The sequence below is a fragment of the Marinomonas sp. CT5 genome, assembly GCF_018336975.1.
Taxonomy (GTDB): domain Bacteria; phylum Pseudomonadota; class Gammaproteobacteria; order Pseudomonadales; family Marinomonadaceae; genus Marinomonas.
Map to the genome: position 1 here is coordinate 3,085,059 of NZ_CP025572.1, position 17,725 is coordinate 3,102,783.

The following is a 17,725-nucleotide window of genomic DNA, read 5'->3' on the forward strand; positions in this document are numbered from 1 at the left end:
TTATCAAAAAGAATTACAACGCAATAAAATAAAGCCGTCGATGACAGATGGCTATGACTGCTACCAAAATGCGTTAGCAGAAAGGGTGAATGGCATATTGAAGCAAGAATTTTTGATTGGAAGATGCAGAACTTTTAAAGAATTAGAAAGGCATATTAGTGAGTCTATTGATATCTATAATAGGTATCGACCTCACTTAAGTCTTAATATGAAAACACCAGAAGAAGTGCATGAAAAAGCCAGTATGGAATCCATACTGGCTTAACAAAAAATCGTCAACTTATTTTAGGACGACACAAATGAAAGAAATTTATAACCAACAGTGAACGATATGACGGTAGGCCAGCGCCTAAAAACCGCACGGATCGCCGCCAAGATGTCACGGAACGAAGCAGCAAAAGCACTAAAATGCTCTATTCACACGCTCAAATCGTGGGAGCTTGATCGTCATCGCCCCAAGCCAATCACAATATGCCGAATCGAGGCGTTTTTTGGTCTCGATAAAGGCCATCTCACTGCTGACAGACACCACAATTATGACCAAGCAATGACCAATCTTGGTCGCGCCATCAGCCGCCTTCCTGCAAAAAAACAACACCACGCTCTACAAATAATCGAACATTTTTCAAAATTAATTAGCAACCGCTAAGTCCTGATATTCCTATCTTATCACTAAATTACTGTATAAAAATACAGTATATTTTGTTATTTTTATTTTGTTCTTTATCTTGCATAAATATATATTTTAAATATATATTTAATAAATAAACGCAGGAGATGACAAGATGTCACACGAAAACATAACGTTTTACCCATCAAACACCGCATCATTAAACATGACACAACTAGCCCCTTTGGCTATGTCTGCTTGCGGTTATCCAGTTAAAACAATCTCTCACCGTCTTTGCAAAGCCGACCCGACGATTAACCATCACTTGGTGGCCGCTCGTCAGCATTACGGCGCGCGTAACAACGCCCACGCTATTGCAATCGCCATTGCTCGCGGTGACATCAAATTCAAAATTGAAGCCCATTCAACTTACGCCAATGCTTTGCGCTGCGGTGCGTTTGCCTTCGCCATGTTGGCAGGAATGGTCGCAATACAAGAAACCCCGTTTGTCTTCAAGGACATAGACAACGCCGTTGCACGCACTACGAAGCATGTTCGCTCCCACAGAGGCGGCATAAAAGGCGGTCGACGCGACAACGCCCTCGACCTCACAGACCCACTTGACACTCTAATCGTTTAGGAGAATTACCCATGGCTCGCGGAAAGAACCTCGTCATATTAATTGGTAACGCAGGAAACGATGCCGAAGTGCGCTACATGCCATCAGGCGACGCTGTGGCAAATGTCAGCTTGGCAACGTCAGAAAGCTGGCACGACAAGCAAACAGGCCAAATGCAAGAGCGCACAGAATGGCACCGTGTAGCGTTTATGGACCGTGGCAACTTTCGCCTTGGTCAAATCGCTGGCGACTTCATTAAAAAAGGCTCAAAGGTTTATGTGGAGGGCTCCCTACGCACTCGCGAATGGGAAAAAGACGGCATCAAACACTACACAACAGAAATCATTGCCAATGAAATGCAATTGCTAGACAGCCGAGCAGACAGCAACCAACAGCCACAGCATGGCGGTTATCAACAAGGTTACGACCAGCACGGCTATCAGTCAGCGCCACAGCCTGCACCACAATCATTCGGCAGCTGGGGCAATGCGCCACAGCAGCAATACCCGCGCAAATAGGAGAACAAAATGGGAAATTTACTACTAACACGCAAGCCAGGCGAAGGCATCACGATAAACGTGCCAGCCAGCGAAAAAGACACAGAGATTCATATCAGCACGCGCCCCAACTCGCACAACCACAACCAAACCCGCGTGGCGATTGAAGCACCAAAGAACGTCAACATTGTGCGTGATGAGCTGATAGGCTGCGACCGCAAAGCCGCTGGACAGGGTGCCGCGTAATGTCTGGCTTCACGATGTCACGCAAAAAAGGGCAAAAAATCATCATCTTGAATGATCAAGCTTTGCCGCTGGCCATCATCGAATTCGGAAGCCGCAAAGGCCACCAAACCCGCTTAAAAATCGCCACCAATAACAATGGCGAAATAAGCAAAAAAGACTGCACGCGCAGCGATGGGGACCAATTCGCAGTGGGCGAAGTCGTGTTTTCTGTTAACGCAGGCAACAAGCCACACCGCACCGCGATCACCATCGAAAAATTCCCGCACTACCTACAAGTAGCGCGGTATGAAAACTACCAAACCGCTTTAAAAGCGAATTAATAGGGAGAGTTACTATGTTTTCTGAAAAACGACCAACAATGAACAGCGAAATCTTAATCGCAGCCGCCATTAGCAATGGCTATGACCACGACGAAGCGCGAGACATAGCACACGAATATAGCAGCCACATGGACGGCTATGACCTTGCTAAAGACCTAGACAAAAACTGTTCTTGGGATACGAGCCGCGAAACCGTAGATGAACTAGATGAAGTTATCGGTGAAGCAGAAGGCATGCTCAAAGCGCTTGAATACGAATGGGTTGCTCGAAACAACATACAGCAACCGCTAAAGAACGGCACAAGAATCAAAGACGGCATCATTGATGGTGTCTACGAACATCAAGCTGCTCGCTACAAAGTCATTAGAAACGGTGAAACAGCAGAAAGCTGTTCTCGCTTGATCATTAAATTCGAAGACGCTGTTTTAGTCGACCAACCTCAACTTGAAGGAGCAATAGCCTAATGTTTTTCAAAACCGCTACGTTATTCCAACTTAAAGAAACGGTCGACTTCGACAAACTAGAAGCCGCGCTTGCTGAATTTCCGTTAAAAGAAGTGGGCTCACAAGACGAGTTCACCTTTGGCTCTTTGCCGCTGATCCGCAACAGCGAAACATGGTCACTACGCTCTGGCGATTGCTTGCTTATGCGCTTCGCCAAAGAAGAAAAGAACCTTCCAAGCGCCGTGGTTCGTGAAGCACTCGAAGAGAAAGTGGCACAAATAGAGCTAATCGAAGGCCGCAAGGTAGGCCGTAAAGAAAAAGCCGACATCAAAGAAGAGCTGATCTTTACTATGCGCCCAACCGCTTACGCAAAGCGCAGCGATGTGTGGATGCACATCGACAACAAAGCAGGCTTTATTGCCATCTACAGCACCAGCGCGAACATGATCGAGCAATCATTCAAGCACCTGCAAACCATGCTTGGCAGCTTTCCAATGATGCCGTTACAAGCGCAAGTGTCACCGTCTGCCACCATGACCCACTGGCTCCTGATTAACGACGTACCCGCCAGCTTAGAGACGGGCGCAACGTGCGATATTCAAGAGTCACAAACAATGGATAAAGCAAGCATTGCGTTTAAAAACCTTGAGCCATTGTCCGACGATGTAACGCGCCATCTGCAGCAATGCATGAGCGTGAAAAGCCTCGCGCTAAAACTAATTGATCCAACGACGATTAGTTTTGTTTTGCACGATGATCTGACTATCCGAAAAATCAAATGGGACGACCAGCTTAAAGAGGCGGCTTTCAGCCACTCAGACGGCGGTGCCTTGTCAGACCTAGACGCTAACTTTGCCCTAACCAGCCTAACCACGCGCGAATTTTTCTACAGCCTCTGCGCTTGGTTTGAAATTGCAGCGCCAGAACAGGAGCAAGCAGCATGAACACCCACTCTATTGATTGGAACTTAAGCGGCCTCGCTGGCCATGACCACCTCGGCAACGAAATCAGTGTCCGCGAATTAGCAATGGCACTAGAGGGCTACGAAGAGCTTTTAAGAGTCGTCAATTTGTCAGACAGCATGCGTGATTCACTTGCCAAGCAAGCCGCTGAAAACTACCGCATCAAAATGCAAAACGAACGACAGCAGCGCACGATAGCTGAGCTAGAAAGAGCCCTAAATAACACTAACGTACGCTTCAGCAACTTGCTCAACGAGCACACGGAAATACAAAAAGACGCGGCCTACTCCGCCCTAGCCGTCTACGCAGACCCGCGCAGCTGGGCAAACCCGCGCGACGAACATGGCGAACTGCAAACCGACTACCGCAGCGTGTTTATTAAAGGCTTCCACGGCTTCGAACTCGCCGCGCAAGCACTACAACAAAACAAAGAACAAGCGGCCTAATAAGGCCAACAGGGAGAGTCATTATGAACTTAAAGCAAGCTATCGAAATCACTAAACAAAACCCAGATTTGAATATTTTTATTCCTCTGAAATACGACCTTGGGTTGATGGTGAGAAAAGCAGAAAAGCCTAACAAAGTGCCAGCGTATATTTTGGAAAAAGCCCCTTTCTTAGATCAATACGGTTACGAAGTTTGTGTTCATCAGCTAAGCAGCATCAAGAACCGAAAATCCAAAGGAAATATTAAAAAGGGCATTCCTAATGCTCCCGATACATGGGCGCCATGGGGAATTGTAGAAAGTGACCTTCAAATCAAAAGTTTAATGCTGATTTAACAGGGAGAGTACCCATGAGCAACAACCTGCAAGATTTAAACAGCTACCTCTTTTCACAGCTAGAGCGCCTGAACAATCCAGAATTGAAAGGCGACGAGTTGAAAGACGAAATCGAACGCTCAAAAGCCGTAACAAATGTCTCAAAAGGCGTTGTTGAAAATGCCACTTTGCAGCTTGAAGCCGTGAAGCTAAGAGTGGAATACGTAGGGCTTAACAACAATCAGACGCTCCAAGGGCTGATAGGTAACGGCAAATGAAAGGTGTATGGATCAAATACACAGAGCAAGAGCTGGCTTGGGTTAAAACGCATTGCACACTGCCTATTTCCGAACTTCACCAGCAATTTTGCGAAACATTCAGCCGCACCGATGTTGAAGCAAAAAACCTTGCCGCGCTGCGTAAAAGGAAGGGCTGGTTAACAGGTCGCACAGGTTGCTTTGAAAAGGGTAACCGCTCTTGGAACGCCGGAATGAAAGGCTACAACCCGGGCGGCCGATCAGTCGAAACCCGCTTTAAAAAAGGCAACATGCCAAAAACACATAAGCCTGTCGGCTCAGAGCGAATAGACAGAAAAGATGGTTACGTGATGGTAAAGACAGCAGAGCCAAGAACCTGGCGATTAAAGCACATCGTCGAATGGGAAAAAGTACACGGCAAAGTGCCAAAGGGTCACAAACTTTGGTTCATCGACAACGATCGCACCAACTGCGACCCAAGCAACCTGAAGTTAGTCACCGAAGCCGAAAACGCAGTAGTCAACATCATGGGGCTTGGCAAAGCGCACCCGGAAGCCAAAGACACCGTGCAACTGTTAGCGCAAATAAAAATCGCCAGCACTAAACGCAAAAATGAAAAATTAGTATAAGGAGCCAGCATGAAGCCTTTGATTTTAAGCAAGACAGAAAACACCATCATGTTATCACTGGCGCTGGTGTTGGCCGCTGTGTCGGTTGTGTGCGAAGTGCTGCTATTCACAGAGCAAACCGTCATGCCTATCGACACCGCCCTCGCGGCGATTGTCGGCCTTGCTTTGGTGTGCTTTCAGTTCCTATTTGCTGCGCTTGCCCCTAAGTTTTGGCAAGCGCGCCAGCGCACAATCGCTGGCGTTATGTACCTAATTACCGCTGTGTTATTTGCGATCAGCCTCTCGGCCACAGCGGGATTTTTCGAGTCACGATTCCAAGAAAACCAGCAGACACAATTGCACAACTCAAACGACTACAAACTAAAAATGTCCGTTGTTGACGACCTAGAAAAACAAGAAAAAACACTAACAGATTCCGCCAACGCCGCGAAAGAAAAAGGCAACGCTTGGTATGCTGGACAGCTGCTCATGAAAGCATCAGAAGCAAGCGAAAATCGTCGCGCTGTTATCGGCCAACTGAGCAACGAAACAACACCAAACACCGACGCAACAACCGCCCTAGTCTCTGTTATTGGCGCGGGACGTTGGGCGCTTTGGATCGTCTTAGCGGCACTCGTCGACCTATGCCCGCTCGTTGCTTTTTCTTGCTACGCCGTGCGCCAAACACCAGTAAAAACAGGCATTACAGACGACCAAACACCAAACCAAACACCACAAAAAACACCAAGCGTTAAGCCAAACGCAGAGCAAAAAAACCAAACAGACGAAGCCAAACACAACGAAACAGGCCGCCCAACATTGGAAGAAATTAAGCAAGCAATTAAGGGCATGGAAAGCGGAGAAATCGGCGTAAGAGCCAGCATGCGCCATGCCGAAACAACCAACTACCAACGCACAAAACAAGCGTTAGAGGAGCTAACAAAAGAAGGCTTTCTAACAGAAGAAAACAACAAATATTACCTTACAAAATAACGGGGAAAAACATGGAATCAATACAGGCAAAAAACATCAAGCCACAGATAAATAAACAATCCGACTTCTTTAGTTGGCAGCTGTTTCTCTATGTGCAAAAACACCCGCAAGCCACAGAACAAAGAATCTACGAAGACAAAGATTCAATGCTCTATATCGGATCGACAAGAGACGAAGGCTGGATACATGCACAACAACTTAGAAACCTTTGCTCAATGGGGCAAAAATTACAACGCTTTGCCTATGGCCGCAAGCACGGCACCGAAAGCTGGAAGGATGTCACTGACAAGTTTTGGTCAGAGTACATGAAAAAAGGAGTCTGCTCGATACATGACGACATTGTTCATAAATGGAAAGAAACCGACAAAGACAGAACATGCGAGTACTGCGGTGAATACGAAACAAAACACACCGTACTGAAACCAGATGTTGAATGGCGAAAACCCCTTAAACAATAGGACAAGACGATGACAAATCGAACCATACAATCAGAACTAGAACTGTTCAAAAAAACAGGCAACAGCACCCACGCGCGCTGGGTAGCAAACGAACTGATCAACGCCCAAGCCGACAGCAAGTTTGCAAGCATCGAAAAGCAGCTAGACGTTACCGTTGGCCACGCCAGCGGAGGCGACATTAAAAGCAGCTTGCTTTGGGCGGTTCTTGACTTGGCTACAGCCGGGGAACGAAAGCTACGAGATGAGCTTGAGAAAGAGCGCGCACGAAATTATGGCTTTAAAACTAGATCAGGTGGCGTGGCGATGGAAAGGATTAAAATAGACAAAGAAAGCCGTGATCAAATAGATAGGCTTTTCTCGGAATTCGTAGCAGGCTCAGCAAGACGGCATCACGAAGAACTTCACGGCACATTCAAAAATTACCCACACATGATGCAAAACGAAATCATGAAAGAAGCACTTATGGAAATCCGCAACCGTGGCCGCAAATGGCCAGAAGCTGGCGAGATCGCCAAAAACGCCTTAGATAAAGCAAAGTCCGTAAATCAATAAGATTTCATCATTGCAAAAGGAGAGCACAATGAGCTTAATAAAACCCAAATGGCCCCGCAAGCAACGCCTTGCTGACTATGCCAAGAACAACTTTACCGATCCAGAGCGCGAGCTGCCTCGTCTTCGTCGCCAACTTAAAAAAGGCGAGTTACCAGGCGAATTAGAAGGGTCACTGTGGTTTGTCTGGATATTGCCCGATGGCCAGCTAGCCTACGGCTACAGCGAAACCACACCCGAGAAACCAGAAGAAAGACGCATCGAGCCAGTAAATACAGGCAACCCACTGGCGGATGCAATTCTACTAAAACACGAATTTAGACAAGGCATAGCAACACGATGAGCCCAAGAAAGCCCAACAGACTCGCGCGCAACTTAAAAGTAATGCGCAACCCAAGCGGGACCTATTACTACTACAAAATGCCAGACGGCAAAATGGAGTCGTTGGGCAAAGACATTCCTGAGTCAGTCGCCATCGATGCAGCGACCGCGCTTAATATCGCACTGGCGGATCAAGAATCCTTAGTAAATCGAATTGCTCGTCGCGCGGAAGAGCTGCGCAACTACAACCCAAGCAATCCGCCCATGTCGCAAGTGTTGGACGAGTTTAAACACTCTGTTTTATTAGCAGCATTAGAAGCGAAAAAACAAAGCAAAAACACGGTAGACATTAAGCTCAGCAAACTAGATGAATACATGGGGCTGTGGTCGAAAATGCGAGTGCAGGACGTACGCACGTTTGATCTAAACAACTTGCTCAAAACCAAGACGCCACACGCCCAACAAAAACACGTCCCGCTAATACGCGACATATTTCGCTATGCGATCAACGCAGGATATTGCGACATTAACCCAGCCGAACAGCTAAAAGCAAAAGAGCCAGAAGCTCGCAAGCGCCACCGCCACACATTCGACAGCTATATGGAGATTTACAAAATTGCGCCGCCCTGGCTAAAACGCGCCATGGATATTGCTTTATATAGCCTGCAGCGCCGTAGTGACTTGGTAGACATTCAAATTGCTCGTGACATCGACATAAAAACGCGATCAATCAAGATACTGCAGCGCAAAACACGCAACTACAAAACACCGGTACACATTAACATCGCAATGGGCGAGCCGCTGTGGAACGCTGTAAACGACGCCATCACCAGCACAACACACTGCCCTTACCTAATCCATTGCAGACCGCTAAGAATGGACAGGCGCGACCGAGACGCCAAACCACACCCATTCGCAGTGCTGCCCGACTACTTAACGAAAAAGTTCAGAGAATGGCGTGATAAAAGCGGGGCATACAACCACCTGCCGCAGAACGAACGGCCATCGTTCCACGACATCCGCGCGCTCGGCATCATGCTCTACTTCAAAGCCGGTTACCCGAAAGAATACATCATGGCACTGGCTGGCCACGCCACCGAAGACATGACCAATCACTACATAGACGGCCACGAACAAAAAGAAGCCCTACAAGTAGCCGCCGGACTCGACATCAGCAAAATAGACATGAAAAACATAAACTGGAAAGACCAGCGAATACCGCGAGAACTCGCCAAACTAATCGACGAAGAAGAGAGCTGAACGCTCTCTTTTTTTATACCTGAACGAAAATGACAGCAATATCACCCACCTCGCCAGCACACAACACATACCAAAAACCCTTAAAACACTACCAAAAAACGGATAACAAAGGATAAGAAATGGATAAAGTAAGGATAAACAGACACAAAAAAAAGGGCTTACAAATTAACGTAAGCCCTTGATTCTATTACTAAATTAGGTGGTAGGACTAGGCGAATTCGAATCGCCGACCTCTACCATGTCAAGGTAGCGCTCTAACCAACTGAGCTATAGTCCTAAAAAGTGTTGGCTATTATACGCAGAGGTTAGCTTTTGACAAGCCCTCGTCGTTATTTTTTAAAGCCTTTGTTTTAAAAACATTATTCCGTAACGGGAACCAGTAATTCATGGCCAATGACTTCATCAATTAAAGCGTAAGGCACTTTGTACTTTTTATCTTTGAAGCGCACCAGAGCATAGTCATAGCACATCTCGATTACGGTGCAGTTTACGATGACACCGTTATCGATGACACGCACAATATTATAGTTTCTTAACGTTAGCGCCATGACACCTTCCCCACTTTTAAGATTCGCCTACCTCTTTGAGTTTTTTCTGTAATTGGCGAATCTGATCTCGATAACCTGCCGCCAATTCGAATTTTAGCTCTTCTGAGGCTTGCATCATTTCTTTCTGCAATTGGATCATGGCTTTACGAACTTGAGCCACGTCTTCCATGCTTTCCACTTGGTAGTCTTTGGCGGTTTCAGCCACTTTCTTCGTTTTATTACCGCGTTTGCCTGCCCCTGGGTTGTACGCCCCTTCCATGATGTCTTCCACGGATTTGGTGATACCCGTTGGGGTAATGCCATGTTCTTCATTATACGCTTGTTGCTTTTCACGACGACGTTCCGTTTCACCAATCGCCCGCTCCATAGAACCAGTGATACGATCGGCATACAAAATGGCTTTACCGTTTACGTTACGGGCGGCACGACCAATGGTCTGGATCAACGATTTTTCTGAGCGTAGGAAGCCTTCTTTGTCTGCATCTAGAATAGCAACAAGACTCACTTCAGGAATATCCAAACCTTCTCGCAGTAAGTTAATACCAACGAGAACATCAAACTCGCCAAGTCGCAGATCTCGAATGATTTCAACACGCTCAACGGTATCAATGTCTGAATGGAGATAGCGAACTCGAATACCATGATCACTCAAGTAGTCGCTTAAATCTTCTGCCATACGTTTTGTCAGAGTGGTCACCAATACACGCTCACCAAGTGGTAGTCGTAAGTTTATCTCTGACAATAAATCGTCCACCTGAGTTACCACAGGCCGAACTTCTAGAATCGGATCGATCAAGCCTGTCGGACGAACAATCTGCTCGACTACCCAATCTTGATGCTCTTCTTCGTATTTACCCGGTGTCGCTGAAACAAAGATGGTCTGCGGTTTGATTTGCTCCCATTCTTCAAAGCGCATTGGGCGGTTATCTAATGCGGATGGCAAGCGGAAACCATATTCCACAAGGTTTTCTTTTCGTGACCTATCGCCTTTGTACATGGCTCCAATTTGCGACACGGTAACGTGGGACTCATCAATGACCAGCAGTGCGTTATCAGGTAGATAATCAAATAAAGTCGGTGGAGGCGAACCTTCTTCTCTTCCTGATAAGTAACGCGAGTAGTTTTCGATACCATTGCAGTAGCCTAGCTCCTGCATCATTTCTAAATCGTATCGAGTTCGTTGATCAAGACGCTGCATTTCGACCAGCTTATTCAAAGATTTAAGCTGCTCAAGGCGTTGATCCAACTCCACCTTAATGCGCTCAATTGCGGCTTGCACGGTTTCTTTTGGTGTCACATAGTGGGTTTTCGGATAGATGGTAACGCGAGGCACTTTGCGAATGGTTTTGTTGGTCAAGGGATCAATCATCGACAAGGCTTCGACTTCGTCATCGAATAACTCAATACGAATCGCAGTATCTTCAGAGTCCGCAGGAAACACCTCAATCACATCCCCTCGAACACGGAAATTACCGCGCTCAAGCACCAAGTCATTTCGGCTGTATTGCAGCTCTGCTAAACGACGCAGCACAGCGCGCTGATCAATACGATCACCGCGATCAAGGTGCAGCATCATTTTTAAATAGGATTGTGGATCGCCCAAGCCATAAATGGCGGAAACCGTCGCGACAATAATAACGTCTTCGCGTTCTAACAAGGCTTTTGTTGCCGATAGACGCATTTGCTCTATATGTTCGTTTACTGACGCGTCTTTCTCAATAAAGGTATCCGACGCAGCCACATAGGCTTCTGGCTGATAATAATCGTAATAAGAAACAAAATATTCGACGGCATTGTGAGGAAAGAACTCTTTAAATTCGCCGTAAAGCTGGGCTGCCAAGGTCTTATTATGCGCCATAACAATAGTTGGGCGCTTCACTTGGGAAACCACATTCGCAATAGTATACGTTTTGCCTGAGCCCGTTACCCCGAGTAGCGTTTGATGAGCTAAGCCTGATTCGACACCGCGAACAAGTTTTTCGATGGCTTTAGGCTGATCGCCTGCGGGTGAATAAGATGAAACAACCTGAAACTCTTGCGACACGGATATTTTCCCTTAGCTTTTCAATTGACCTATTAGATTAACAAATTTTGCCATAGACGTCTGGTATTTCGATCATTCCTCACCTCCCTATTTGGCTCAATACATCATACAAAAGACTGATTTTCATCTTTACCAATACCACCACCACATATAACATTAAGAGATATTCTTATAACAAAAATCAAAACAGACACAAATGCAATCAAACTAGGTTTGCTCAATGACGAACCTAGATAAAAACCTCCTAATCAAGATTTTTAAGCGAGTAACATGACTAAATTGGAGAAGTTCTTTCCTGCAGCCGCTTGGCTAAAAGGCTATTCGCGAGAAGATATGCAAACCGATGCAGTAGCCAGTTTTATTGCCACTATTTTATTGATCCCTCAAAGTATGGGTTACGCATTACTCGCAGGACTGCCTGCTGTTACTGGCCTTTACGCGGGCATCATTCCTGCTATTTTATACTCTTTCTTTGGCACTAGCCGAACCTTGGCTGTTGGTCCTGTTGCCGTCACCTCTATGATGACGGCCACCATAGCCATGCCATTTGCTTTACCTGGTAGTGAAAATTATGCTGCTATCGCCATGATGCTGGCATTTTTATCTGGGGTGTTTCTAATATTAATGAGCCTGTTTAAAATGGGTTTTTTATCTAACTTACTCAGTCATCCCGTCATTTCTGGCTTCATTAGCGCTTCCGCCATCTTAATAGCAGTGGGCCAGTTCAAACACTTAATTGGTGTTCAGGCCCATGGCAACAACCTCATAGAGCTCGCACAAAGCATGATGCTGCACATCAATGACATTAACTTCCCGACGGTCATTTTAAGCGCGATATCCATCACATTTTTAATACTATTCAAACGTTATTTAACGCCCATTCTGAGCAAGCTAGGATTAAAGAAAAATACCGCTAACATGCTAGGGAAATCAGGCCCCGTTATTGTTGTCATTGCCTCCACAAGCTGTGTTGGACTATTTTCTCTAGACTCTTTCGGCATAAAAATCGTTGGTGATATAAGTACCAACTTGCCCACTATTCCCTTCGAAAAATTTACTATAAACATGATGCTCGACCTTATACCAGGAGCAGTCCTCATCAGTATTGTCGGTTTTGTTGGATCCGTTTCTGTCGCACAATCGTTTGCCGCAAAACGTAAGCAAAATATTAACCCTAACCAAGAACTCATAGGCTTAGGCTTAGCTAATTTAAGTGCGGCATTCAGTTCATCTTTCCCAGTTACTGGTGGCTTTTCACGATCAGTGGTCAATGTCAGCTCAGGGGCAAAAAGCCCAATGACTGGCATACTCACTGGATTGTTGATGCTGGTGACATTACTCTTTTTCACACCACTTTTTTATTATCTACCAACCGCTGTATTAGCCAGTAGCATCATCATATCGATTTTACAGCTTATTGATTATAAAGACTTCTTGAGGTTATACCGCTTTTCAAAACAAGAGGCATTCGGTCTATCTGCCACCTTTTTTGTCGTGCTGTTTGTTGGTATGGAGACGGGGATAATTGTTGGGGTTTCTTTATCTTTGCTGTTTTTTCTCTGGCATACCAGCCATCCTCATATTGCTATGGTGGGTCGCCTACCAGGAACGGAGCATTTTCGTAATGTGAAACGTTTTGATGTTGAAACAGACCCTGAAATCATCACCATTCGCATCGATGAAAACCTATTCTTTGCTAATGCCAGAGTTCTAGAAGATTATGTACTCGCCTTAGTGTCAGAACACACAGACATCAAACACCTGATTCTTATGTGTAATGCTGTCAATATGATTGATGCTAGCGCATTAGACAGCTTAGAAACCATAGATGATCGATTAAAATCAGCCAAAGTTATGTTGCACTTTTCTGAAATAAAAGGCCCTGTAATGGATAAACTGACAGGCTCTAGCTTAATAGAAAACTTGAGTGGAAAAGTGTTCCTCACGCAACATCAAGCCATTAATGCCCTAACCCAAAAAAAAGCGGATATCTAGTCCGCTTTTTATAGTGAATTCACCCAAGTTAAACGGGGAAGACTAGTTTTCTAAATCGTCGTTCACGACTTGTAGCAAATCCTTGTTACGCTCTAAAAGCACATTCCCAATTCCCTTCACTTGAGACAATTGATCAATAGAACTGAAGTTACCATTGGCCTCTCGATAAGCGATAATGGCTTCTGCTTTTTTCGCCCCAACACCGGACATCACCGCCGCCAATTGAGCGGCTGTAGCGGTATTAATATCCAAAGGTATGGCAGCAAAAAGTGAGAATGGCATAAAAGCCAGAGAGGCGATAAGAAGTGAGCGAGAAACGCAAACACGTAAAATACGCTTGATATTCATCATAGAAAAATCCTTTTCATATTCTTTTAAAAAGATGGCATCTTGCCAATAAAAAACCACTTATCGCAGCAAATCATTTGATACAAATAAGTGGTTTTAGATTAAAAGCTTTTTAATCAGACTTCAAGGAACTGATCGAGCAATTTAGACAATCAAGCCTAAATCAGCATTAGCCTTGGTTAGTGCAGCAATAGGATCAGCAGCCTGGGTAATAGGTCGTCCCATGACTAAGTAATGACTGCCTGCTGCCATAGCTTGGGCCGGAGTCATGATACGCTTCTGATCACCCTGGTCAGAACCTACAGGACGAATACCAGGCGTAACCAAAACAAAGTCTTCTCCTAAATCTGCGGATAACATGCTGGACTCTTGAGCGGAGCAAACGACACCATCCATTCCAGACGATTTGGCCAAGGCTGCAAGACGCTTAACATGCTGTTCTGGCGTTGCATCGATACCAATCTCCACAAGATCACTTTGATCCATGCTGGTCAGCACCGTTACAGCAATCAATAACGTATTATTGTCTGGCAATTGCTGTAACGCATTGGCAGACGCTTCCATCATACGACGACCACCAGAAGCGTGGACATTTACCATCCATACACCCGCTTTAGCGGCCACACTCACCGCATTAGCCACAGTATTCGGAATATCATGAAATTTAAGATCTAGAAATACTTCAAAGCCTAACTTATGCAATTCATCTAATATGATAGGACCCGATGTAGTAAATAGCTCTTTACCGACTTTCACTCGACACTGCTTAGGGTCAAGTCGTTTCGCCATCTCAATAGATTGCGCCATGGTTGGGTAATCTAGGGCAACCACTATAGGGGATTGGCAGCTCATTCAGTGTCCTCTTTCTCTCAGTTTCTATCGTTTCGTTTTATAAATCTAACAATGCGCGGTGATGTTACTCACCTTCCAATCCATGAATCGGCTTAACCACACCCCAATTTTTACAACTTGGGCACTGCCAATGTAATTGATGACCCGGAAAACCACATTGGCGGCATTGATATTTATGTTTTGCTTGCACTAACTGATCAATCAGCTCAAAAAGCACCACCAAGTGTTGCTGGTTATATCCTTGAGAATCTGCCAGTTGTAAGCTAATGAGTTCTTTAAACCCTTTGATTGTTGGATGTTGACGCAACTGTTCAACCAAGAACATTTCAGCATAATCTTTATCCGTTTCCATATAATGCTGAACCAGCGCCATAATCAGCGCTGTGGTTGGCTTTTTCTGATTTTGTTCTTGCAAAAACTTAATATAACCACCACTTCCCCAAACCTTCTGATAGCACTCTTTGAGTTTGGGAATGATAATGGAAATAAATTCAGGGTCTTGCTCAGCCGCATGTTTTAACTCTTTAATTGCGTCACGGTAGCGCCCTTGACTATTTAAAACATCCGCGGCACCAATACTTGCTCGAACACAGCTAGGGTCGACTTCTAATGCTTGTTTATAATATTGAAAGGCCTGCTTCCACTGTTCTTTCTTATGAAGGTCTTGTGCCATTTCACAATGAAAATGCGCTAAGCGTTTAATTTCTTTTTTCGTTGGCGTTTCTTTAATTAATTCCGCACCAATTTGAATGGCCTTATCCCAACTCTGTTCAAACTCATACAAATCCACCAACAAAGCCAAAATCTTCGGCTGAAACTCGCTTTTTTTCGACGTTGACGCCATGTTGAGTAGAAGGCGGCTTGCTCGATCTAACAATCCCGCCGACATAAAATCACTGGCCAACTCCAATTGCACCATACGCATTTCACGTTGTGAGATCTCAGGTCTAGCAAGGAGAGTTTGGTGAATATTGATAGCTTTTTGAATTTCACCTTTCTTACGAAATAAATTCCCTAAGGTTAAGTGAATATCAAATGTATCGGAATTGACTTCTAAAGAGTCGACAAAGGCATCGATAGCCTCAGAATGTTGATCATTAAGTAGATGATTAAGACCACGGAAATAATCCGTTGGGATGCTTTTTTTGCTCTGCTTACTTTTTTTGGTCGTATTTTTACGCCCCATTGTCCAGCCGATAAAGAGCGCGACAAATAGAACCAAAAACAACCCTATTTCGGTCAACTCAATTACTCCTTCCCAACAGAAAGCTCTTTAGTGATAGAAGCTTTACGTAAGGCATCTACTTCTTCGCGTGCTTTTTCATATTTACGAGTTAGCACTCTGATTTCACGCTCACTACGCAAATACGCCACAGAACTAACTAAAAGAACAGCCAGTGCGCCACAAGTAAAAGATAAAATGATGTATAAAGCGACACTTAATTCAGGGCCGGACCAGAAAACAAGATCAAGAGAAATAAGCTGCGGATTTCGGATGGCAAAAAACACACCCACGGCGAGAAAGAAAACAACGAGGACGGTGTAAATAACTCTTTTCAGCCATTTAAGCATAAGACAACCTACCAAAAATAGAATGGCTATATTATGCCGTGTAAGCTCTTAGATTTCGAGGCATAAGATGTAAATTAGTTAAGTTCGTTGATCTCATTGCCATCAGGTAAATTGACCAATTCTCTCAATTCCTTGCCTGGTTTAAAGTGAGGCACGTATTTCGCACTCAACTCAACCGATTCCCCTGTTTTAGGGTTTCGACCTATCCTAGGTGCTCGATAATGCAGAGAAAAACTACCAAAGCCTCGAATCTCTATACGCTCACCATTAGCTAATGAATCAGACATATGTTCAAGCATTGCTTTGATGGCTTGCTCAACATCTTTCACTGGCAAATGGGATTGCTGATCGATTAGCAGCTCTATCAGCTCAGATTTTGTCATTACTGTCCTCTCGACTATATTTTGACCATACTGTAAGACTAGCTAAATTCAGAAAGAAAGCAATAAGTTAACGCATTTTAGAGCGGTTTTTGCGTATTTAATTTTATTCAAATAGAGAATATTACGAATGTCTACCTTACACAACTAGCATAGAAGCAGTCTAGCTTTTATAATATCGCCAATATTCAACACATTGGAAGAAACTATAATGAGCTATAGCAAGATCCCAGCGGGCAAAGATGCTCCAAACGATATCAACGTAATCATCGAAATTCCAGCACAAGCGACTCCAGTAAAATACGAAGTCGATAAAGATATGGACGCACTTGTTGTTGATCGTTTCATGACAGCACCTATGTTTTATCCTGCGAACTACGGCTATGTAAACAATACATTGGCTGACGACGGCGACCCAGTTGACGTATTGGTTATCACGCCATACCCAGTTGTCCCAGGCGCTGTTATTCGCTGCCGTCCTGTTGGCGTACTAAACATGTCTGATGAAGCGGGGATGGACGCTAAATTAGTTGCTGTTCCTCACGAGAAACTAAGCAAAGAATACGGTCATATCCAAGATGTGAACGACATCCCACAATTACTTCGTGATCAAATTGAACACTTCTTCGAAAATTACAAAACCCTTGAAAAAGGTAAATGGGTAAAAGTTGAAGGCTGGGCAAACGCTGAAGAAGCGAAAAAAGCCATCGTTGAAGGCGTAGAAGCATACAACGCTCAATAATTCTATGACACGAATTATAGATATAAAAAAACCGATCCTAAGTGAAGTGACCCCCAATAGTTGGACTATCCAATTACTGGGGGTCTTTTTATGTCTAAATACCACAGAGCGTTTAAGTTAAAATTAGCCACACTTGCTCAATATGAAAGTTCAAGAGAACTCGGTCGTAAATTCGGAGTGTCATCAGGACAAATCCGTTACTGGTCATTAGTTTTTCAAATACATGGCGTTGAAAGTTTTCGTCATAAAGGCCATCCTTATTCATCTCACTTCAAGTTAAACGCATTGAAATCCATGCAAGCAAATCAATGGTCTCTTGCTTATTGCTGTGCTTATTTTGA

The 17,725-nt window shown here is 44.7% G+C and carries 27 protein-coding genes and 1 tRNA gene; 20 read left to right on the forward strand and 8 right to left on the reverse strand.

From position 1 onward, the window contains the following. From C0J08_RS14665 to C0J08_RS14745, 17 genes are all read left to right on the forward strand, one after another. The coding region (locus tag C0J08_RS14665; RefSeq protein WP_212652676.1) for an integrase core domain-containing protein at positions 1-265 on the forward strand (265 nt) is incomplete at its 5' end. Positions 266-331: 66 nt separating this feature from the next. Then, a complete protein-coding gene (locus C0J08_RS14670; protein ID WP_212652677.1) occupies positions 332-649 on the forward strand; it encodes a helix-turn-helix domain-containing protein in 318 nt (105 codons plus the stop codon). A 136-nt stretch (positions 650-785) separates the two neighbouring features. Beyond that, positions 786-1,250 carry a hypothetical protein gene (locus C0J08_RS14675; protein ID WP_212652678.1) on the forward strand — a complete coding sequence of 155 codons (465 nt, stop codon included), beginning with the start codon at positions 786-788 and terminating at the stop codon, positions 1,248-1,250. Positions 1,251-1,261: 11 nt separating this feature from the next. Beyond that, positions 1,262-1,747: a single-stranded DNA-binding protein gene (gene ssb / locus C0J08_RS14680; protein WP_212652679.1), complete on the forward strand. Its 486-nt coding sequence runs from the start codon at positions 1,262-1,264 to the stop codon at positions 1,745-1,747. 9 nt (positions 1,748-1,756) lie between these two features. Continuing rightward, positions 1,757-1,972: a carbon storage regulator gene (locus tag C0J08_RS14685; protein WP_212652680.1), complete on the forward strand. Its 216-nt coding sequence runs from the start codon at positions 1,757-1,759 to the stop codon at positions 1,970-1,972. Next, positions 1,972-2,292, forward strand: coding sequence for a hypothetical protein (locus C0J08_RS14690; protein ID WP_212652681.1), 321 nt, complete (start codon positions 1,972-1,974; stop codon positions 2,290-2,292). The genes C0J08_RS14685 and C0J08_RS14690 overlap by 1 nt, the downstream gene beginning before the upstream one ends. A gap of 14 nt (positions 2,293-2,306) precedes the next feature. Beyond that, positions 2,307-2,756: a hypothetical protein gene (locus C0J08_RS14695; protein ID WP_212652682.1), complete on the forward strand. Its 450-nt coding sequence runs from the start codon at positions 2,307-2,309 to the stop codon at positions 2,754-2,756. Next, entirely contained in the window at positions 2,756-3,679 is a 924-nt protein-coding gene (locus tag C0J08_RS14700) for a recombination-associated protein RdgC (protein WP_212652683.1), read from the forward strand. The genes C0J08_RS14695 and C0J08_RS14700 overlap by 1 nt, the downstream gene beginning before the upstream one ends. Continuing rightward, the gene (locus C0J08_RS14705; RefSeq protein ID WP_212652684.1) at positions 3,676-4,143 is read left to right on the forward strand and encodes a hypothetical protein; all 468 of its coding nucleotides are present in this window, start codon (positions 3,676-3,678) and stop codon (positions 4,141-4,143) included. The genes C0J08_RS14700 and C0J08_RS14705 overlap by 4 nt, the downstream gene beginning before the upstream one ends. A 23-nt stretch (positions 4,144-4,166) precedes the next feature. Further along, positions 4,167-4,478, forward strand: coding sequence for a hypothetical protein (locus tag C0J08_RS14710; RefSeq protein WP_212652685.1), 312 nt, complete (start codon positions 4,167-4,169; stop codon positions 4,476-4,478). A gap of 14 nt (positions 4,479-4,492) precedes the next feature. Then, a complete protein-coding gene (locus C0J08_RS14715; RefSeq protein WP_212652686.1) occupies positions 4,493-4,735 on the forward strand; it encodes a hypothetical protein in 243 nt (80 codons plus the stop codon). Further along, on the forward strand, positions 4,732-5,343 hold the full coding sequence (locus tag C0J08_RS14720; RefSeq protein WP_212652687.1) for an HNH endonuclease signature motif containing protein: 612 nt from the start codon (positions 4,732-4,734) through the stop codon (positions 5,341-5,343). The genes C0J08_RS14715 and C0J08_RS14720 overlap by 4 nt, the downstream gene beginning before the upstream one ends. A 9-nt stretch (positions 5,344-5,352) precedes the next feature. Next, positions 5,353-6,315 carry a hypothetical protein gene (locus C0J08_RS14725; protein ID WP_212652688.1) on the forward strand — a complete coding sequence of 321 codons (963 nt, stop codon included), beginning with the start codon at positions 5,353-5,355 and terminating at the stop codon, positions 6,313-6,315. 11 nt (positions 6,316-6,326) lie between these two features. Next, positions 6,327-6,773 (forward strand): hypothetical protein, encoded by a 447-nt coding sequence (locus C0J08_RS14730; RefSeq protein ID WP_212652689.1) that lies wholly within the window; start codon positions 6,327-6,329, stop codon positions 6,771-6,773. 9 nt (positions 6,774-6,782) lie between these two features. Continuing rightward, positions 6,783-7,325: a hypothetical protein gene (locus C0J08_RS14735; protein ID WP_212652690.1), complete on the forward strand. Its 543-nt coding sequence runs from the start codon at positions 6,783-6,785 to the stop codon at positions 7,323-7,325. A 28-nt stretch (positions 7,326-7,353) separates the two neighbouring features. Next, positions 7,354-7,665 carry a hypothetical protein gene (locus C0J08_RS14740; RefSeq protein WP_212652691.1) on the forward strand — a complete coding sequence of 104 codons (312 nt, stop codon included), beginning with the start codon at positions 7,354-7,356 and terminating at the stop codon, positions 7,663-7,665. Next, positions 7,662-8,903: a tyrosine-type recombinase/integrase gene (locus tag C0J08_RS14745; RefSeq protein WP_212652692.1), complete on the forward strand. Its 1,242-nt coding sequence runs from the start codon at positions 7,662-7,664 to the stop codon at positions 8,901-8,903. The genes C0J08_RS14740 and C0J08_RS14745 overlap by 4 nt, the downstream gene beginning before the upstream one ends. Before the next feature lie 200 nt (positions 8,904-9,103). Here C0J08_RS14745 and C0J08_RS14750 read toward each other — a convergent pair. The 3 genes from C0J08_RS14750 to uvrB form a co-directional block, all read right to left on the reverse strand. Then, positions 9,104-9,180 (reverse strand) — tRNA-Val (locus C0J08_RS14750). A gap of 82 nt (positions 9,181-9,262) precedes the next feature. Further along, entirely contained in the window at positions 9,263-9,451 is a 189-nt protein-coding gene (locus C0J08_RS14755; protein ID WP_212652693.1) for a hypothetical protein, read from the reverse strand. A gap of 16 nt (positions 9,452-9,467) precedes the next feature. Beyond that, positions 9,468-11,495 (reverse strand): excinuclease ABC subunit UvrB, encoded by a 2,028-nt coding sequence (gene uvrB, locus C0J08_RS14760; RefSeq protein WP_212652694.1) that lies wholly within the window; start codon positions 11,493-11,495, stop codon positions 9,468-9,470. 270 nt (positions 11,496-11,765) lie between these two features. Between uvrB and C0J08_RS14765 the strand changes: the two genes are divergently transcribed. Then, positions 11,766-13,490 carry a SulP family inorganic anion transporter gene (locus C0J08_RS14765; RefSeq protein ID WP_212652695.1) on the forward strand — a complete coding sequence of 575 codons (1,725 nt, stop codon included), beginning with the start codon at positions 11,766-11,768 and terminating at the stop codon, positions 13,488-13,490. Positions 13,491-13,532: 42 nt separating this feature from the next. On the opposite strand, the gene C0J08_RS14770 is transcribed toward C0J08_RS14765, so the two are convergent. From C0J08_RS14770 to ihfB, 5 genes are all read right to left on the reverse strand, one after another. Continuing rightward, a complete protein-coding gene (locus tag C0J08_RS14770) occupies positions 13,533-13,841 on the reverse strand; it encodes a ComEA family DNA-binding protein (protein ID WP_212652696.1) in 309 nt (102 codons plus the stop codon). A 141-nt stretch (positions 13,842-13,982) separates the two neighbouring features. After that, positions 13,983-14,690: an orotidine-5'-phosphate decarboxylase gene (gene pyrF, locus C0J08_RS14775; RefSeq protein WP_212652697.1), complete on the reverse strand. Its 708-nt coding sequence runs from the start codon at positions 14,688-14,690 to the stop codon at positions 13,983-13,985. 64 nt (positions 14,691-14,754) lie between these two features. After that, positions 14,755-15,933, reverse strand: a complete 1,179-nt coding sequence (lapB, locus tag C0J08_RS14780) for a lipopolysaccharide assembly protein LapB (RefSeq protein WP_212652698.1) — start codon at positions 15,931-15,933, stop codon at positions 14,755-14,757. Positions 15,934-15,938: 5 nt separating this feature from the next. Beyond that, positions 15,939-16,262, reverse strand: coding sequence for a LapA family protein (locus tag C0J08_RS14785; protein WP_212652699.1), 324 nt, complete (start codon positions 16,260-16,262; stop codon positions 15,939-15,941). Positions 16,263-16,336: 74 nt separating this feature from the next. Continuing rightward, positions 16,337-16,663 carry an integration host factor subunit beta gene (gene ihfB / locus C0J08_RS14790; RefSeq protein WP_502711631.1) on the reverse strand — a complete coding sequence of 109 codons (327 nt, stop codon included), beginning with the start codon at positions 16,661-16,663 and terminating at the stop codon, positions 16,337-16,339. Between the two features lie 190 nt (positions 16,664-16,853). Here ihfB and ppa point away from each other — a divergent pair, with 190 nt between their 5' ends. Both ppa and C0J08_RS14800 read left to right on the forward strand, forming a co-directional pair. After that, positions 16,854-17,384: an inorganic diphosphatase gene (ppa, locus tag C0J08_RS14795; RefSeq protein WP_212652701.1), complete on the forward strand. Its 531-nt coding sequence runs from the start codon at positions 16,854-16,856 to the stop codon at positions 17,382-17,384. 90 nt (positions 17,385-17,474) lie between these two features. Next, positions 17,475-17,725 (forward strand): hypothetical protein (locus tag C0J08_RS14800; RefSeq protein ID WP_502711617.1); only part of this gene is annotated, 251 nt, incomplete at its 3' end.